Genomic DNA, 15,021 nt, shown 5'->3' with positions numbered 1-15,021 from the left:
GTTTGGCACTAAGTGCTATATTTTATGTATTTACGTTACTGACAATTGCCGTCTAAAATACAATTTTACTTACATTTATTAATTAATAAGCAACACTATCGCGTATTCAGTATCATTTTCTCGGTAGATTAATAGTTATAAATCCTGAGAATAGGTCTGCCTGTCGAGCCAATCAATTTTTAAGCATTCGTAAATTTACGATCCAGTGGCGGCGGCTCGACACTTTTTATGAGGACAGACAAATGAAACTACGTGCTCTTTCACTCTTGGTTCCTGCTTTATTAGTTGCGGGAACTGCCAGTGCGGCAGAAATCTACAATAAAGACGGCAATATATTAGACCTGAACGGTAAAATTGACGCAGAGCATTACTTCTCCAGCAATGCGGCTGATGACGGCGATCAGTCTTACCTGCGTTTCGGCTTTGACGGCCAAACAAAAATCAGCGATCAGCTTACCGGTTACGGTCAATGGGAGTATCAGGCTGCACTGAATACTTCTGAAGCTGAAGGTACCGCCAACAGCTACACGCGCGTAGGTTTTGCCGGTCTGAAATTTGGTGATTGGGGTTCACTGGATTACGGCCGCAACTACGGCGTAATGTATGACGTGGGTTCATGGACCGACGTATTGCCTGAGTTCGGGGGTGACACTTACAGCTCAGACAACTTTATGGAGCAGCGCGGAAACGGTATGGTCACCTACCGTAACAACAACTTTTTTGGTCTGGTTGACGGTCTGCATTTTGCTCTGCAATACCAGGGTAAAAATGACAACCCGGGGGGCGAAGCTTCCGGTCGTTCTGCTCAGGCTGAAAACGGCGACGGCTATGGCCTTTCTGCATCTTATGACCTTGGTTGGGGCATTAGTGCGGCGGCGGCATTTAGCAGTTCTGACCGCACTACCGGTCAAAACGCCCTGGCTTACGGCCGTGGTGATAAAGCGCAGGCAACCAGCGGCGGTTTGAAATATGATGCCAATAACGTTTACCTTGCAGCCATGTACACCCACACAGAGAATCTGACCCGCATCGGTTCTGCCGATAACGACGTCGACGGTTTTGCCAGCAAGGCAAACAACTTTGAAGCCGTGGCGCAGTACCAGTTTGACAGCGGCCTGCGTCCTTCATTGGCGTACCTGCAATCACGCGGTGAAGACATGGGTCAGTATGGCACCCAAGATATTGAAAAGTATATTGATGTAGGCACTTACTATTACTTCAATAAAAACATGTCTACCTTCGTCGATTATAAAATTAACCTGTTAGACGACACCGATTTCACTCGCGCTGCCGGTGTTAATACCGACAACGTGGTGGCAGTAGGCCTGATTTATCAGTTCTAAGCATTGCCTTTTACAGACACAGATACAAAAAAACGCAGCCTCGGCTGCGTTTTTTTGTGGGCGCTTACTCATTATCGGCTCCCGCCTTAGTCGACCATTGTCTGATTAAAATCTCCAGCATGTGTTGCATAAACCTAACGGCAGGCTGCGCCTGGTTTTCCATCTGAGCTTTAACAATCGCGCCGTCAATCAGCAGCGCCACACACTCGGCCTGGTCGGACATACCGTCTGACTCAGCAAGATATCCCTCGACAGCCTTCGCCATATCACGTTTATGAGTGACGGAAAGCTCTCTAACTTCAGGCAGTGGCACGGCGTATTCCAGAGTGCTGTTGATGAAGGCACAGCCGCGAAAATCTTCCCCTGTGAACCACTCCAGCAGAGTTGATGCCAACGCGGCAGGCAACGGCAACTCTGCTGAATAACGGCCCAATGCTTGGCTAAACCACGCCATCCAACGCTGGTGACGATAGTGCAAAAAGGCCAGGATCAGCGCGTCCTTACTAGAATAATGCCGATAAAACGTCACCTTGGTCACTCCGGCCTGCTTAATAATCAGGTCGATGCCCGTCGCACGGATCCCATCACGATAAAAAAGCGTATGTGCGGTATGCAAAATGCGATCTTTCGCCGCTATTGGCGATTTTGGGGCGACAGTAGGGGACTGCACATTCATTTCGCGACTCTTTAAAGTTATCAAAATTATTTCACTGGGTGAGTGTAGACAACTCTGTCTACCTGCGCTAGTGTAATTGATGTAGACAGAGTTGTCTACGTGAAGAGATATCCCTTATTTCGAAAAATATTGAGGTCGTTATGTCTGAAAAGAACCTACCCCCATTGAAAAAACCACTTCCTCCTTTTAACCACGAAAGTGCCGCTGAAAAGGTAAGACTGGCTGAAGACGCATGGAACAGCCGCGACCCGCAGCGCGTTAGCCAGGTTTATTCCGAGGACACACGCTGGCGTAACCGCAGCGAATTTGTTCGCGGACAGCACAACGTCGTTGATTTTCTGGCGCGTAAATGGGCTAAGGAGCTGGACTATCGATTGATCAAGGAGCTGTGGGCGTTTGACGGCGAGCGGATTGCCGTTCGCTTTGCCTATGAGTGGCACGACGACTCGGGGAATTGGTTCCGCAGCTTTGGCAACGAAAACTGGGCTTTTAATGAACAGGGGCTGATGTATGAACGCCACGCCTGCATTAACGATTTGCCGATTAAAGAGTCCGAACGCAAGTTCTACTGGCCGCTGGGGCGTAGACCCGACGATCATCCGGGTCTCAGCGAGCTGGGCTTTTAGTCAGGCCGATTTTTGATGGATAAGGTGCAGCGGTGGGGCAACATCGAGCTTGATATCCGGGTTTTGACGGAATTCGTGAGGGGTAATGTTAAAGCGCTTGCGGAACATGTAGGTAAAGTGGGACTGCGAACCAAAACCAAAGTCCATTGCGATATCAAAAATCGATGAATCACTGCTGCTTAACTGATAGACCGCGCTGGCCAGACGCCTCTCGCGGATGTACTTGCCGAGAGAAATGCCGGTCGATTCTTTAAAGATCTTCTGCATATGCCACAGTGAGTAGCCGGAGTATTCCGCCAGTTCCTCGAGATGGATAACTCTTCCCAAATGGCCTTCAATCCATTTGCTGAGTGCGCTGACGATAGTAAGGTGGAGGTCTTGTGCCATAGCCTGTCAGTGATTAGTTTCGATGAGATGATTATACACAAATTCCCAGCCAAGGCGGAAAGTGAGAAAGGGATAGGTGCTTGAGGGCGTTAGCGTAGCAGGATCCAGTGGATAATGCGGGCAATGGCATCGTCTAACACCACAATGCCAACGAGGATTGCGAGCACCATCAAAATAAAACGCTTACCGGTAGGCAAAATTCTGTCTCCTGACTCTTGCTGCCTGGGCTGTTAACTCCACGGACTGGTTCCGTGCATATTCAGGGCGATCACGGTAATGCAGACTGCGAGAAAAACAAAAGCAACGATAAATAGCCGTTTCATACGGATAGTCACTGTTCGTAAAGAGGAAATAGAGGCGAAAGGTACAAAATTTGCCGCTAGAAATCCAGTCACCCGCAGTGAAATAAATGGCTTTTACCGTTATTTACCCAGAAGGCGATAAATTAGCCCGATTTCGCTGATTTATCGCGTGACCTTGATGTTCACTGAGCGCCTTTCTCTTTCAGCTTAACAGCCTTGCTGGATGATACAACCGTTGTTGGCGGCGTTTCTGGAACCAAGGCATCCGGCGCGATATTCATATGGTTCAATACCTGACCCATAATCTCACCGAATATTGGACCCGCTACCGACCCCCCGAAGTGTTTACCGGCCTGCGGATTGTTCACCATCACCACCAGCGCAACGCGCGGATTGCTGGCGGGAGCCACGCCTGCGGTGTAGTTGATATAACCGCCATCATATTTGCCAGAAGGGCCCATTTTCTCAGCCGTACCGGTTTTAATTGCCAGACGATAACCCGGAACTGCGGCGCTTAATCCGCTGCCGCCCGGTAAGGCGTCGCTTTCCATCATGTGTACCACTGTCTCCACCACATTTTTATCCATAACACGCGTACCCAATACCGGCGGGGTAACTTTGGTTATCGACAATGGGCGATAAATTCCGAAGGAGCCAATGGTGGCATATTCACGGGCAATCTGCAGAGGCGTAACGCGCAGACCGTAGCCAAACGCAAAGGTGGCGCGTTCGATATCCGCCCAGCGCTCGCGGTGGAGAGGGAAGTAACCCCCACTTTCGCCACCAATGCCCAAGTCGGTCGGCTTACCCAAACCAAAGGAGTGATACTGGTCGACAAGCACCTGCGCAGGCATTGCCAAAGCAATATGTGATACGCCAATGTCACTGGATTTTTGCAGTACGCCAGTAATAGTCAGTGCCGATTCGTGTCCAACGTCGCGGATCAAGTGGCCATTGACGGTGTAAGGGCGGGTATCAAGAACCGTGTCAGGACGGATAATATTGTGTGCGAGGCCAGACATTACCACCAGCGGTTTAACGGTTGAGCCGGGTTCAAAACTGTCGCTAACCGCCACGTTACGCATGTCTTTGGCATCGACGCCGGCGTAATTATTTGGGTTGAATGACGGATAGGACGCCATCCCCAATACTTCGCCGGTGTTTACATCCACCATGACAGCGGCACCTGAGTCAGCCTGGTTTAACATCACGCCTTTTCGTAACGCGGCATAGACCACGTATTGAATGTAGCTGTCGATGCTGAGATTTACCGTTGGCGGCTGCTCGGGTGGCACATCCTTGAGAATACCGATCACGTTGCCCTGACCGTCCTGACGAAATTCGCGCATGCCTGGTTTGCCCTGAAGCAGGGTATTAAAACCGCGCTCAAGACCGGTCAAGCCTTCATTATCTGTTCCTACCACGCCAACCAGATTGGCCGCCGCTTCGCTCATAGGATAGTAGCGGCTGTCGTCGTGCTGTAAAATTATCCCGCCGAGATGCAGTTCACCAATATCTTTGGCAATCCCCTGTTCGATTTTTCTGCCGAGGAACACAAAGCGGCGTTTAGGGTCAACGGTGATGATTTGTTGGAGCTGAGAGAGCGGCATATCCAGCGCCGAGGCCAGATACTGCCATTTGGGACTGTTTAAATCGCTATGAAGCTGAGCAATGCGGTAAGGGTCGGCAATCACGTCTTTTGAAGCCACGCTCAGGGCAAGAGGGTGGCCATTGCGGTCGGCGATAGTCCCGCGACCGGCAGGAATAATTTGTGTACGCAGCGAGCGCTGATCGGCCTGCCGCTCAAGCATTGGGCGATTGAGCAACTGTAAATACCCGACTCGTCCCAGAAGCAGCCCCATACAGCAGACAATACCTAAGCAAATCAACGCGAAACGTTTAGAATAAAAATTGGGTTGGGCGCTGTTTTTCTTTGGATTGGGCATCTATTACTTCGCAATGTCATTAAAATATTTTATCTTCTGTGGCTATCTTATAATAAGCCACCGTATTGATATGTTTATTTCAATTGCGCTTTGTAAGTAAATAAGAATGAATCACTCATAGGAGAGCCATTCGTCGGCCTCATCAAACATCTCTTCAAGCATTTGATTAAGCTGTGACTTTTCTTGCTTAGACGCGCCGTGCGTGCTCAAGCCGTTCGCCTGCATAGCTTTGACTTTTATTTCTGCATCGGGGAACATTCGGTGAACCCGCTTGGTTAATTCCTGAGTTATCTTTTCACTCGCGCCGGGAATACCCGCAACGTTTCTTTTGTCATAGCTTAGTTCAACCCGCATAGCCCGCTCTCTTATCTCATCTATCTCATCGGAAAAGCCAATGCCACATTTTTGGCTGGATAAATATACAGTTAAACCTTCGCTGGGCCAAGCCCTTATTCAGAGTTTATTGAGAGAACTATCGAGAATTAGGCTTGTTGAACAGGCCTACCAGGCGCCAAAGTCCCATAACCAGAAAACCGAGCAAAGCAGCGGCAATCCCAGTGCGGGTAATGAAGCCTGCAAAGCCTAGCTCTGGGGGCATTTCACCCGACACATTGCGGTCTGAGACCATTGACGGCTCGGGAAAGGAGAGGAAATAGATGAACGATAAACTGCCGATGCCAATAAGAAAACTGCACAGCAGCCAATAGGCTTTTTTCAGACCTTTTGCACGTACAGCGATACTCATCACGGTGCCAAAAATAATAACGATAAACACAATCGCGACGATCAGTAGCAGGACTTCCTGTTTCATTAACTGCATCTCCTCTCGGGTCAGTGGCTTGTTGCATCATGGCATAACTGAATACTAATCGGGTGATAGAACGGAGGCAATCGGTAAACAAGAGAACTCTTATTGTCTGATAAACATAAAACGGCTAACGTTCTTTATGTAAAAAGAACGATGAAACAAGAAAGATCAAACAAGAAAAGGAGAACATTATGGGTTTCTGGAGAATACTTTTTACCATCCTTATCCCACCGCTGGGTGTTTTAATCGGCAAAGGGTTTGGTTGGGCATTTATTATTAATATCATTCTGACTATCTGCGGCTATTTCCCAGGTCTTATTCACGGCTTCTGGGTTCAAACCAAAAAATCTTAAGCATTATCCCCTTAACCTGCTGCGGCGGGTTAAGGTTTTTCTCCCGTTAATCAGCCTTTCTTAATGTGTGGTTAAGGTCATCGCGATACGCTGAGCGAAGTATCTTTCAGAGACACCTTAATGCGTACAAAATATAAACCGGTACAAATTGCACTGCATTGGCTGGTATTCCTGCTGGTGGTCGCCACCTATGCCACAATCGAACTTCGTGGCTACATCCCTAAAAGTCTTCCTCAACATCAATGGCTTACTCTGTTACATTTTAGTTTTGGTGCTAGCGTGTTGGCAATGATGGTCTTGCGGGTGTTCATCAGGCTGATGTACGTTACGCCGGCAATTAATCCCGCGCCAAAAATTTGGCTGCACAGGCTGGGTGAGTTAATGCATCTTGCGGTCTATATTTTATTTATCAGTATCCCCATTCTTGGCGTGCTCTCTTTATACTTTAAAGGCGATGCGTGGACACTTTTCACTCTTAATATGCCGGTATCTTTCGAGCACAGTTTACTGCTGTCGAAAAAGATTAAATCTCTTCACGAACTGATGGCAAACTGTGGATATTATTTAATTGGGCTGCACGCGGCGGCCGCGCTTTTCCACCATTATTGCCTGCACGATAATACGTTGCTCAGAATGATACCGGGTAAAAAAGGCATGAATACGCAAGGCAAGAAATCCCCCCTAACACAAAAGTAGAGAGAAGGGAGTGGGTGATAACATGAGCAAACTGTCTAATGAATGAGGAAGTTTCAATAGACAGTTTTTAGAAACCTCAGCAGATCTTTATTCCCTCAGCCTTCAAAGCCTACGTGACCAATAAACGGCAGGCGCAGTCCGGGAGATTTGAAATCTACGCCAAGATTCAAACCTAACACGTTGACTTCAATCCCCTCTTGAGCGCCAACGTTAAAGCCCAGAACGCCCAGCAGCGAAACTTGTACGCCTTTACCCGAAGGCGGTAATCCCACGGGACTCGACAGCGGGCGATAGTCTTTGCCGATGGCGTTAGAGGGCATATCCAGCTCAAGGGCGGGAACTTCTCTGCCAATGTGGGCAATAAACGTGTTGCTGTTTGGACCAGGCCACGCATGATAGGTTTGCGGATAAGGATAACGGGCGACGGCAGCCTGAATTTGCGGGATCATCGCTTGGGCAGCAGCGCCGCGATGATCGACCAGAACAGTCGGTTTGGCACCGAACCAGTAGCCGTCGGGGATAGCATAGTTACGGCGAACCACACCGCCGCTGCCCCAGCCAATGACGTCATAGCGGGTGAACTGATTTTCGCCGGCCTTCTTAAATATTATCCAAGTATGGACGGCAAACAGCCCGCGCCAACCGTAAGTAGAAGCCGCATAAACCTGAACAATGGCGGTATTGGCGAGCTGTTCAGGATTGGGTGCCAGCGATGAAGAGTCGCGACGTGCCGTTGACCAGTTTTGCTCCACAGCATTGCCTTTACTTTGCGATGCTTTGGCATAGCTGTATCCAAACGACAAAAGCAATACAACGATATAAACCAGACTAAACCATTTCACGTAATTCATTGCTTTTCTCTTCGCCATTCCCATGAATCTCTAACCTAATGTAAACCCCTGCGAGTGGCAAGCGCGTGGACCCTGGCGGCAGCATACAAAGAGTAACGAAATTGCCGCCGCTGTGAGCCTTCCAAGCAGGCCTTTGCAATAAAAATGTCATACAGCGGTGCTAGCGTTGAGGTATTACCGGCTAATGGTTTGATTATAAGGGAAAGTTAATGAAAATTCGGTTATCGCTTATTGCAGCAACGCTGCTGCTCGCTCAGCAGGCTCAGGCCGTTTCATTGCCACAGGCGGCTTCGCTGGCGAATGGCACCTCTTCGGCTTCAACCAGTCAGGCATTTAACGCGTTGGAAGCTCAATCACTGCAGGCGGAAATCAACGCCTTAAAAGGCAGTGCCGCATCGCTGACCCGTGGGCAGCTGGACAAGGCCAAACAAAATAGTACTCAGGCCGACGGTGCATGGCTTAAGGCTCGTGGTTATGACTTCCAGACCAAGGCCAATCAGCAGGCTGGAATCGAACTGTTGTCAGGTTTTAGCCAACTGCCAGATTCTACGCTGAAGGCCAGCCTCGAGACGGTTACGGCAATTAACCGTGATGCTACGCAGGGCATGCGTCACCAGGCACTTGCCGACGCCGAAGGCATCAGCTATCTCTATTTTCTGGCCGATGCTATGGGACCACGTCTGGGTAAAGCCTTCATAACGGCGTATGACAAAGGTGAAATTGGCAAAGCTGCGGCGCTTATCAAAGCCAGTGAAGTCAGCACCGGCGCTGCTAAAAAGCACTTTAACTATACCCGACCGTTCCTTATCAAGGGGAACACCATTCACTTAGTGCCTGACGATACGGTTGTTAAAGATAATCAGCCTTACACTGCCGGCGGGGGGTCTTTTCCAAGCGGACATACCAATACTGGATACACCGATGCGCTGCTGATGGCCCAAATGATACCCGAGCGCTATGACTCCCTGGTTGAACGTGGTGCGCGTTATGGCTACTCACGTATTGTGCTCGGGGTGCATTACCCGCTCGATATTATGGGCTCCAGGATGATCACCCAGCGCAACGTTGCGCACTATCTCAACGATCCGCGTTATGTGGTTTTGTTTAACGAGGCCAAAGATCAACTGCGCGCGGCGTTGGAGAAAGAGTGTGGAACGTCGCTTGCCGAGTGTGCCAAAACCGCAGGCAAGGATGACCCTTATCGTTCTCCCGACATGAAGGCATTCTATCGTTTTACCATGAGTTACAACCTGCCGAAGCAGCAGATGGCTTCAACGCAGCTTAGCGTGCCGCAAGGTGCCGAAGTGTTGCTGCAGGCGGCTCTGCCTAAGGTTTCGGCGGCCAAACTTCGTCAGATGATGGTGAAAACCGCGCTTCCAGCCGGTTATCCGCTTTCCGGGACTACGCCTGAGCAGGCCTTCTGGCAGCGTCTTGATTTACCTGCCGCCTACGCGCTGGGCAAGTCAGAGCAGTCTCGCTAATGATAAAAATTCAACGGGGAGAGGGGGTATACCGTCTCCCCGTTGAAACTCATGACCTCTTAACGTTGGCAGAAACGGACTCGATTGCCGAACGGGTCATACACTTCAAGAACTTTTCCCCAGTCCTGCTCAATAATATCCGGGCGTCCATAACCATACTGTTTGGCCTGTAGCTCATCCCTCAGCAGTTCGATATTTTGCATTGAGACAAATATTGTCGAGCCGGGGCTGGCGTCGCCGTGGTGTTCGGAAAGATGGATGTGCAGCCCGTTTCTTACCAGTCCTAGATACAGCGGCAGGTGCGCCTCGAAGCGGTGTTCAAACTCAACGCTAAACCCCATGAAATCTAGATAGAACTCACGCGCTTTGGTTTCATCAAACATTCTCAATATCGGAATGGTTTTGTCGAAAGTAATGGCGGGTGGGGTAACTTGCCGCTCGAGCATCGCTGACGCGGTATTCCAGTCTCGATATCCCATTTGCTGGGCCACTAATTCGAGCGCTGCACAGTAAGAGAGGTCTTGATTACGCGAGGTCAGTGACGCGTGAAGTCTTTTGGCCATTAGTTTGGCCTGATCGATAGAAAACATTGTTCCTCCTGTAGCCGAGGCGTGTTGGGACTCGCGTTGCCAAACCTCGACGTTCAAGAGAGACGAACGATTCGGAGATAAACATGCTTTCACCTTTCCCTTTCGGGTGCGAGCGGCGGGCAGCATGGACCCATGTTGATAATACACAACAGAGAGGGAGTTCGAAAGCTATCACATGCGCCACGACTGCGCTGATTTAGGCCATATTTTGTGGTGCAAATCATGATTTTGTCGGTAGGCAAAGCCAGAAAGGAACAATTGTCTATACTTGAAAGGCGCCGATAATATTTCACATTCAAGGAGAACCTCGTGAAAAAAACAGCTTTAGTAGTATTTATCCTAACTTCACTGTCAGTATTTACCGTAGCTGGATGCTCTTCAAATCAGGCAATCAAAACGACGGATGGAAAAACGATAGTCACAAGCGGCAAACCGCAAATTGATAACGATACCGGACTGGTATCTTATAAAAATGCGCAAACAGGCAAAACTGAGCAAATAAACCGTAATCAGATTAGTAACATGAGCGAACTGGACAATTAATCCGAAGGAGAGGTCAATGAAAAAACTCATCATTTTACCTATGGCTGCCGTGCTGTGTCTGGCTGCATTGACAGGGTGTACACGTACTAGCTATGCCATTCATACCAATGATGCGCGTACCATAATCAGTGATGGAAAACCGAAAGAAACTGACACGGGTATGCTAGGTTACACCGATGCAAACGGGGTGAAGCAGCAGATAAATAAATCAGAGGTTAAGGAAGTCTCCGAGATACCTAACTGATTGTTAGAAGAGTTTATTGATCGTTAAAAAAGCTGCCTGAGGGCAGCTTTTTACGTTGAAACGTTGGAGTAGGGTTAACTTAAATAAGTCGTAGTTTGGTTTCTACGGCTACGCCAATAATTTCACAATCATCTTTAATAAGCGCCATCGGCCAGGTTGGGTTTAATCCTTTCAAATACTTCTGCCCAGCATCAATAACATATTTTTTGAACGTCGCCTCCGTTGAGTCCTGGAATTTAGCCATAACCAAGTCTCCACTCACCGCATCGCGAGAGGTATCAAAAAGCGTATAAGTGCCTTCAGGAATACTAATCCCCAAGGGGGCCGTCATCGAGTCATTATTAACCTGAGTCCAAAACCCATCGCCCATTAAAGGAGCATCGGATTCAAACCACAAGTTTATATTTTTTAGTGAATTAACATCCAACGGAATGCCTAAATTTGCAGCCTGGACGTGCGTTAACACCGGATACCGGATACACAGCGTATTGGGTTGAATGTCTGATTCTGTTTTATCAAAATCAATCCCATACATCAGATGAGTGGGGGAGCAGTCTAATGCAAAGCTAAGAGATATAAGATTACTTCCTTTAGGTTCGCTCTCACCATTCTCCCATTGGGATATGGTGACGTGGGAAACACGCAGTGAATTGGCAAGCTCCCTCTGAGTCAGTTCTTTACTTTTTCTTAACTTGAAAATCCGATCGCCAATATTCCCCTCAAGAATAAAACGTTTCGCCAGGATATCTCTTTGTTTCTTATCCATCTTCAAAATCCTAATCAGTTTAACTTATCAGACCACATTGCCGAGTGCTGCCGCTGGCGAGCGCCTATCATATGGCCGATTTCAGTTATATCAAATACTATTTAAATTTTGAGGGGCTTTATGCTTGGCAGTATATAAATTAGTCTTCTAATGATAATGGTTTAGGTCGGGGGCGAGCCGTTAAAATGTGAATATCTATATCCTCGACGTGCTCACCTTCGGCGTGAGCAAGAAGGTAGCGAGCGTTGTCAATTCTTGATATAAGACTGATTATAAAGAATTTTTCCTTTTTTTGGCTGAGGGCGTCTTTTTTCGCCGAATCTTTTATTCTCTTCTCAAGGATCACCGGCGAAGGATAAATTTCAACAAATTCTTCTCCCTGCCATTCGAGAGCCAGCACGGCACCGTTATACCCGTGCCCAAAGACAATACAATCACACTTCATCTTCTGCCTCTCAGTCCTTAGGGTCTACTTTATAATAATTATTAAGAGGGCAAAAGATCTCATTAGCCGCATCAATCTACATGCTAACTAATTGCTTTTAATGTTAGCAACTAAAATAATCAATGGGCGTAAGGTAACACGATGATTGAGTGAAAAGAGCCGATCCTTTTCTATAATCCCAGGGGGGCGTAAAAATAGTAATATAATTAATCTCTACAAAAAAGTTTTCACTTACCTTACATTAATTAATACTTGTCTTGCTAAGTGTTAAATCATGTAAATTTAATTAAAGTTAACAAAATGAATAAGTAACCCCTTTTTTTGCTGTATAAAAAAGAGTCGGTTTGAGGCGGAGGGTATAAACTGGCTATATTTTAAATACGTGAAGCGTTAAGCTAGACGCTCGTTTGCGAGTTAAACCCTATAAACATCAATAATGGGAAGGTGGGAATAGCAATTGGTCGATGAAAAAGCAGCGAACCAGGATGATGTCCATGCTGTTATAGGTTATGCGGTAGCGTTATTGCTTGAAGCAGAGCGGCCTGTGCATCTCCATGAGATTGCGGCTTTGCTTAAGCATGAGGCGGAAAAGGCATCTAATGAGGTGTTCAAACATAATTGCCTAAACGCGCTGCGCCTGATAGCTGAAAAAATGAACTGATCCGCAATGATTGCCCGTTTGGCATATTATAACGTCGGGATGTGGCAAGGAAAGATAAAATTTAAGTAAACTTAAATTATCAATCCGCACGCACCGAAGGACGGTCTTGTTAGCTTTAGTTAATGTGTTTAACATTTATCTTCGCTAATTAAATTCAATGTCGCGAATTTTAACCTCGAGATAAACATTAAAGTTCTGGAAGTGATTGCAGACCATTTTGCTGGCGAATAATATTTACAAGCTCTCTTAGGGCGGGATGACCGTGTCGGCGACTGCTGTAATACATATGAAACGGTGCACCGTAGGCGGCGAAGTCACCCAGTACCTTTACCAGCGTTCCCTGAGTTAACTCTTCTTCTATTCTAGATTCTAAAAAATAGCCCAAACCGAGGCCCGCTCTGGCGGCAGAAATCGTTGTTGCCGTATCTTTTATTGAGATCAGTCCGGGTACGTTCATGGTGACAGTATTTTCCGCCTTGCCAAACTCCCACCTGAAACTTGCGTTATTTCCCAGCAACAGTTGCAGACAGTTGTGCTGCGCGAGGTCTGAAAGGGTATAAGGTGTACCGCGGCGCTCAAGATAATCGGGTGAAGCGGCAATTATCCACTGCTGGTCGCCGCTAAGTGGTACGGCAATCATGTCTTCCGGCACGAGGTGGCCGTAGCGGACGCCAGCATCAAAGCCCTCGGCGGTAATATCCACCGGCCTGTCCTCAATCACAATGGTCAGTTTAACGTCCGCGCAACGTTCTGAAAATGCCTGTAATGCTGGGGTGATAAGCAGATGCGCAGCATCGGCAAATACGTTGATCCGCAGCTCACCAAATCGTCCTCGGCCCGGTGCATTAATCGTCTCAAGTGCCGATGAAATGGCATCAAATCCTCCGGCGAGCCTCTCGGCCAAGTCCATCCCTAGCGCGGTAGAGGACACGGCACGGCTGGTTCTGTTGAGTAATCTTGCACCTAAACGTGTTTCCAGGCGACGTACCGCATGGCTTACGGCTGAAGATGAAAGCCCCAGTTCGATGGCGGCGAGCTTAAAACTTCTACAGCGCAGAACCGTCAAGAAAACCTGTAGGTCAGCGAAGTCAATCCGTTGCATATTCAAGATGAATCATAATCACTGTTTGAATGAATGTAGCTCATCTTTTATCACGAGTGTTCCCCGCACGTAAACGATAAGCTCGCTGAACTCTTTTCCGCTATTGCGAAACGCGTTGAGTTTACGAGTATTTCAGTGCCGGTTATGTCAGTTGAATCTTAAGGAATGAATGCATGAAACAGAGAATTTTGGGTCGCACAGGACAGAGTGTCTCACAAATTGGATTTGGGGCATGGGCCATTGGGGGAACCTGGGGCGAAGTCAGCATCCAGGATGCCGAAGCTGCGCTGCACGCCGCGCTGGATGCGGGCATTACCTTTATTGATACAGCCGATGTGTATGGCGATGGTCGTTCAGAAAAAATTATTGCCAAGGTGCTCAATGAGCGCGGCGGAGAACGCCCTTACGTTGCCACTAAGCTGGGAAGACGCCTCTCCCCGCACGTTGCACAGGGCTATACGGCGAAAAACCTGAATGAGTTTATTGACCGATCGTTAGAAAACTTGCAAACGGACTCGCTGGATCTGGTGCAGCTGCACTGTCCACCGACTGAGATCTACTACACGCCGGAAGTGTTCAGCGTGATGGATGACATGGTTGCCGCCGGCAAAATTCGCCACTATGGCGTGTCCGTCGAGAAAGTTGAAGAGGGGCTTAAGGCGCTAGAGTTTGCCAATGTTTCTTCTATCCAGCTGATATATAACATTTTTAGGCAGCGTCCGGCCGAGTTGCTTCTCCACGAAGCTAAAAGGCGCGATGTCGGGATTATTGCCCGCGTTCCACTCGCATCAGGCCTTTTAACGGGTAAAATGCGTGCTGATACCGCTTTCTCGGCAGACGATCATCGTGCGTTTAACCGCAACGGCGAAGCCTTCGACAAAGGCGAAACGTTTTCCGGCGTACCCTACGACGTAGCTCTTGACGCCGTCGAAGATATTCGACGTTTTGTCACCGGCGACGTCACGATGGCGATGTTTGCGCTGCGTTGGATTTTGATGAACGAAAACGTCACCGTTGTTATTCCCGGTTCGAAAAGCAAAGCGCAGTCTGAGGCGAATGCCCGCGCCAGCGAAATCGCTGCACTTTCTGACGAAACAATGATTGCGCTGAAAAGCATCTATCAGGAAAAAATCGCGCCGTGGGTCCATCAGCGCTGGTAGTCATCCGTGGTTACTCATGTGGAGTTTGTCACCCCGAACAC

Annotated in this window: 19 protein-coding genes; 9 read left to right on the top strand and 10 right to left on the bottom strand. The window is 48.3% G+C overall.

The window, feature by feature from the left end:
• The first annotated feature begins 242 nt into the window (after positions 1-242).
• Positions 243-1,343, top strand: coding sequence for a porin OmpC (gene ompC, locus BS639_RS14990; protein WP_055779063.1), 1,101 nt, complete (start codon positions 243-245; stop codon positions 1,341-1,343).
• 64 nt (positions 1,344-1,407) lie between these two features.
• Here ompC and BS639_RS14985 read toward each other — a convergent pair whose 3' ends face one another.
• The gene (locus BS639_RS14985) at positions 1,408-2,019 is read right to left on the bottom strand and encodes a TetR/AcrR family transcriptional regulator (RefSeq protein ID WP_055779060.1); all 612 of its coding nucleotides are present in this window, start codon (positions 2,017-2,019) and stop codon (positions 1,408-1,410) included.
• Positions 2,020-2,159: 140 nt separating this feature from the next.
• Between BS639_RS14985 and BS639_RS14980 the strand changes: the two genes are divergently transcribed.
• A complete protein-coding gene (locus BS639_RS14980; protein WP_084983494.1) occupies positions 2,160-2,645 on the top strand; it encodes a nuclear transport factor 2 family protein in 486 nt (161 codons plus the stop codon).
• Here BS639_RS14980 and BS639_RS14975 read toward each other — a convergent pair whose 3' ends face one another.
• The 4 genes from BS639_RS14975 to BS639_RS14960 all read right to left on the bottom strand — a co-directional run bounded on the left by BS639_RS14975 (position 2,646) and on the right by BS639_RS14960 (position 6,091).
• Positions 2,646-3,032: a helix-turn-helix domain-containing protein gene (locus tag BS639_RS14975; protein WP_055779053.1), complete on the bottom strand. Its 387-nt coding sequence runs from the start codon at positions 3,030-3,032 to the stop codon at positions 2,646-2,648.
• A gap of 484 nt (positions 3,033-3,516) precedes the next feature.
• A complete protein-coding gene (locus BS639_RS14970; RefSeq protein ID WP_084983493.1) occupies positions 3,517-5,280 on the bottom strand; it encodes a penicillin-binding transpeptidase domain-containing protein in 1,764 nt (587 codons plus the stop codon).
• 111 nt (positions 5,281-5,391) lie between these two features.
• The gene (locus tag BS639_RS14965) at positions 5,392-5,634 is read right to left on the bottom strand and encodes a DinI family protein (RefSeq protein ID WP_055779050.1); all 243 of its coding nucleotides are present in this window, start codon (positions 5,632-5,634) and stop codon (positions 5,392-5,394) included.
• Positions 5,635-5,752: 118 nt separating this feature from the next.
• Positions 5,753-6,091 carry a hypothetical protein gene (locus tag BS639_RS14960; protein WP_084983492.1) on the bottom strand — a complete coding sequence of 113 codons (339 nt, stop codon included), beginning with the start codon at positions 6,089-6,091 and terminating at the stop codon, positions 5,753-5,755.
• A gap of 188 nt (positions 6,092-6,279) precedes the next feature.
• Here BS639_RS14960 and BS639_RS14955 point away from each other — a divergent pair, with 188 nt between their 5' ends.
• Positions 6,280-6,441, top strand: a complete 162-nt coding sequence (locus BS639_RS14955) for a YqaE/Pmp3 family membrane protein (RefSeq protein ID WP_072156479.1) — start codon at positions 6,280-6,282, stop codon at positions 6,439-6,441.
• A 120-nt stretch (positions 6,442-6,561) separates the two neighbouring features.
• Positions 6,562-7,137 (top strand): cytochrome b561, encoded by a 576-nt coding sequence (cybB, locus tag BS639_RS14950; protein WP_055779042.1) that lies wholly within the window; start codon positions 6,562-6,564, stop codon positions 7,135-7,137.
• 95 nt (positions 7,138-7,232) lie between these two features.
• Here cybB and BS639_RS14945 read toward each other — a convergent pair whose 3' ends face one another.
• Positions 7,233-7,988 (bottom strand): DUF3750 domain-containing protein, encoded by a 756-nt coding sequence (locus tag BS639_RS14945; protein ID WP_084983491.1) that lies wholly within the window; start codon positions 7,986-7,988, stop codon positions 7,233-7,235.
• A 209-nt stretch (positions 7,989-8,197) separates the two neighbouring features.
• Here BS639_RS14945 and BS639_RS14940 point away from each other — a divergent pair, with 209 nt between their 5' ends.
• The gene (locus tag BS639_RS14940; RefSeq protein WP_084983490.1) at positions 8,198-9,469 is read left to right on the top strand and encodes an acid phosphatase; all 1,272 of its coding nucleotides are present in this window, start codon (positions 8,198-8,200) and stop codon (positions 9,467-9,469) included.
• Positions 9,470-9,528: 59 nt separating this feature from the next.
• Here BS639_RS14940 and BS639_RS14935 read toward each other — a convergent pair whose 3' ends face one another.
• Entirely contained in the window at positions 9,529-10,059 is a 531-nt protein-coding gene (locus BS639_RS14935; RefSeq protein ID WP_084983489.1) for a glyoxalase superfamily protein, read from the bottom strand.
• A gap of 336 nt (positions 10,060-10,395) precedes the next feature.
• Here BS639_RS14935 and BS639_RS14930 point away from each other — a divergent pair, with 336 nt between their 5' ends.
• Entirely contained in the window at positions 10,396-10,602 is a 207-nt protein-coding gene (locus tag BS639_RS14930; RefSeq protein WP_139804115.1) for a YgdI/YgdR family lipoprotein, read from the top strand.
• A 16-nt stretch (positions 10,603-10,618) separates the two neighbouring features.
• A complete protein-coding gene (locus BS639_RS14925; RefSeq protein WP_055779026.1) occupies positions 10,619-10,846 on the top strand; it encodes a YgdI/YgdR family lipoprotein in 228 nt (75 codons plus the stop codon).
• Positions 10,847-10,925: 79 nt separating this feature from the next.
• On the opposite strand, the gene BS639_RS14920 is transcribed toward BS639_RS14925, so the two are convergent.
• Both BS639_RS14920 and BS639_RS14915 read right to left on the bottom strand, forming a co-directional pair.
• Complete coding sequence (locus BS639_RS14920) at positions 10,926-11,612, bottom strand: LexA family protein (RefSeq protein ID WP_055779023.1); 687 nt, start codon at positions 11,610-11,612, stop codon at positions 10,926-10,928.
• A 139-nt stretch (positions 11,613-11,751) separates the two neighbouring features.
• Positions 11,752-12,012: a hypothetical protein gene (locus BS639_RS14915; RefSeq protein WP_139804113.1), complete on the bottom strand. Its 261-nt coding sequence runs from the start codon at positions 12,010-12,012 to the stop codon at positions 11,752-11,754.
• A gap of 502 nt (positions 12,013-12,514) precedes the next feature.
• Here BS639_RS14915 and BS639_RS14910 point away from each other — a divergent pair.
• Entirely contained in the window at positions 12,515-12,718 is a 204-nt protein-coding gene (locus tag BS639_RS14910) for a hypothetical protein (RefSeq protein ID WP_055779014.1), read from the top strand.
• A 187-nt stretch (positions 12,719-12,905) separates the two neighbouring features.
• Here BS639_RS14910 and BS639_RS14905 read toward each other — a convergent pair whose 3' ends face one another.
• A complete protein-coding gene (locus BS639_RS14905) occupies positions 12,906-13,820 on the bottom strand; it encodes a LysR family transcriptional regulator (protein WP_055779011.1) in 915 nt (304 codons plus the stop codon).
• A 173-nt stretch (positions 13,821-13,993) separates the two neighbouring features.
• Between BS639_RS14905 and BS639_RS14900 the strand changes: the two genes are divergently transcribed.
• Positions 13,994-14,980 (top strand): aldo/keto reductase, encoded by a 987-nt coding sequence (locus BS639_RS14900; protein ID WP_055779007.1) that lies wholly within the window; start codon positions 13,994-13,996, stop codon positions 14,978-14,980.
• Positions 14,981-15,021: the final 41 nt, after the last annotated feature.

The sequence above is a fragment of the Rouxiella silvae genome, from assembly GCF_002093625.1.
Taxonomy (GTDB): Bacteria; Pseudomonadota; Gammaproteobacteria; order Enterobacterales; family Enterobacteriaceae; genus Rouxiella; species Rouxiella silvae.
The sequence above is the reverse complement of the archived record's forward strand: the minus strand, read 5'-3'. Positions and strand labels throughout refer to the sequence as shown.

Bases quoted from the DNA above. Each gene is read 5' to 3' on its own strand.
- BS639_RS14955 (WP_072156479.1), top strand. From the start codon at position 6,280: ATGGGTTTCTGGAGAATACTTTTTACCATCCTTATCCCACCGCTGGGT.
- cybB (WP_055779042.1), top strand. From the start codon at position 6,562: ATGCGTACAAAATATAAACCGGTACAAATTGCACTGCATTGGCTGGTA.
- BS639_RS14965 (WP_055779050.1), bottom strand. From the start codon at position 5,634: ATGCGGGTTGAACTAAGCTATGACAAAAGAAACGTTGCGGGTATTCCC.
- BS639_RS14940 (WP_084983490.1), top strand. From the start codon at position 8,198: ATGAAAATTCGGTTATCGCTTATTGCAGCAACGCTGCTGCTCGCTCAG.
- BS639_RS14935 (WP_084983489.1), bottom strand. From the start codon at position 10,059: ATGTTTTCTATCGATCAGGCCAAACTAATGGCCAAAAGACTTCACGCG.
- BS639_RS14905 (WP_055779011.1), bottom strand. From the start codon at position 13,820: ATGCAACGGATTGACTTCGCTGACCTACAGGTTTTCTTGACGGTTCTG.
- BS639_RS14970 (WP_084983493.1), bottom strand. From the start codon at position 5,280: ATGCCCAATCCAAAGAAAAACAGCGCCCAACCCAATTTTTATTCTAAA.
- ompC (WP_055779063.1), top strand. From the start codon at position 243: ATGAAACTACGTGCTCTTTCACTCTTGGTTCCTGCTTTATTAGTTGCG.
- BS639_RS14975 (WP_055779053.1), bottom strand. From the start codon at position 3,032: ATGGCACAAGACCTCCACCTTACTATCGTCAGCGCACTCAGCAAATGG.
- BS639_RS14920 (WP_055779023.1), bottom strand. From the start codon at position 11,612: ATGGATAAGAAACAAAGAGATATCCTGGCGAAACGTTTTATTCTTGAG.
- BS639_RS14945 (WP_084983491.1), bottom strand. From the start codon at position 7,988: ATGAATTACGTGAAATGGTTTAGTCTGGTTTATATCGTTGTATTGCTT.
- BS639_RS14985 (WP_055779060.1), bottom strand. From the start codon at position 2,019: ATGAATGTGCAGTCCCCTACTGTCGCCCCAAAATCGCCAATAGCGGCG.
- BS639_RS14960 (WP_084983492.1), bottom strand. From the start codon at position 6,091: ATGAAACAGGAAGTCCTGCTACTGATCGTCGCGATTGTGTTTATCGTT.
- BS639_RS14980 (WP_084983494.1), top strand. From the start codon at position 2,160: ATGTCTGAAAAGAACCTACCCCCATTGAAAAAACCACTTCCTCCTTTT.
- BS639_RS14925 (WP_055779026.1), top strand. From the start codon at position 10,619: ATGAAAAAACTCATCATTTTACCTATGGCTGCCGTGCTGTGTCTGGCT.
- BS639_RS14900 (WP_055779007.1), top strand. From the start codon at position 13,994: ATGAAACAGAGAATTTTGGGTCGCACAGGACAGAGTGTCTCACAAATT.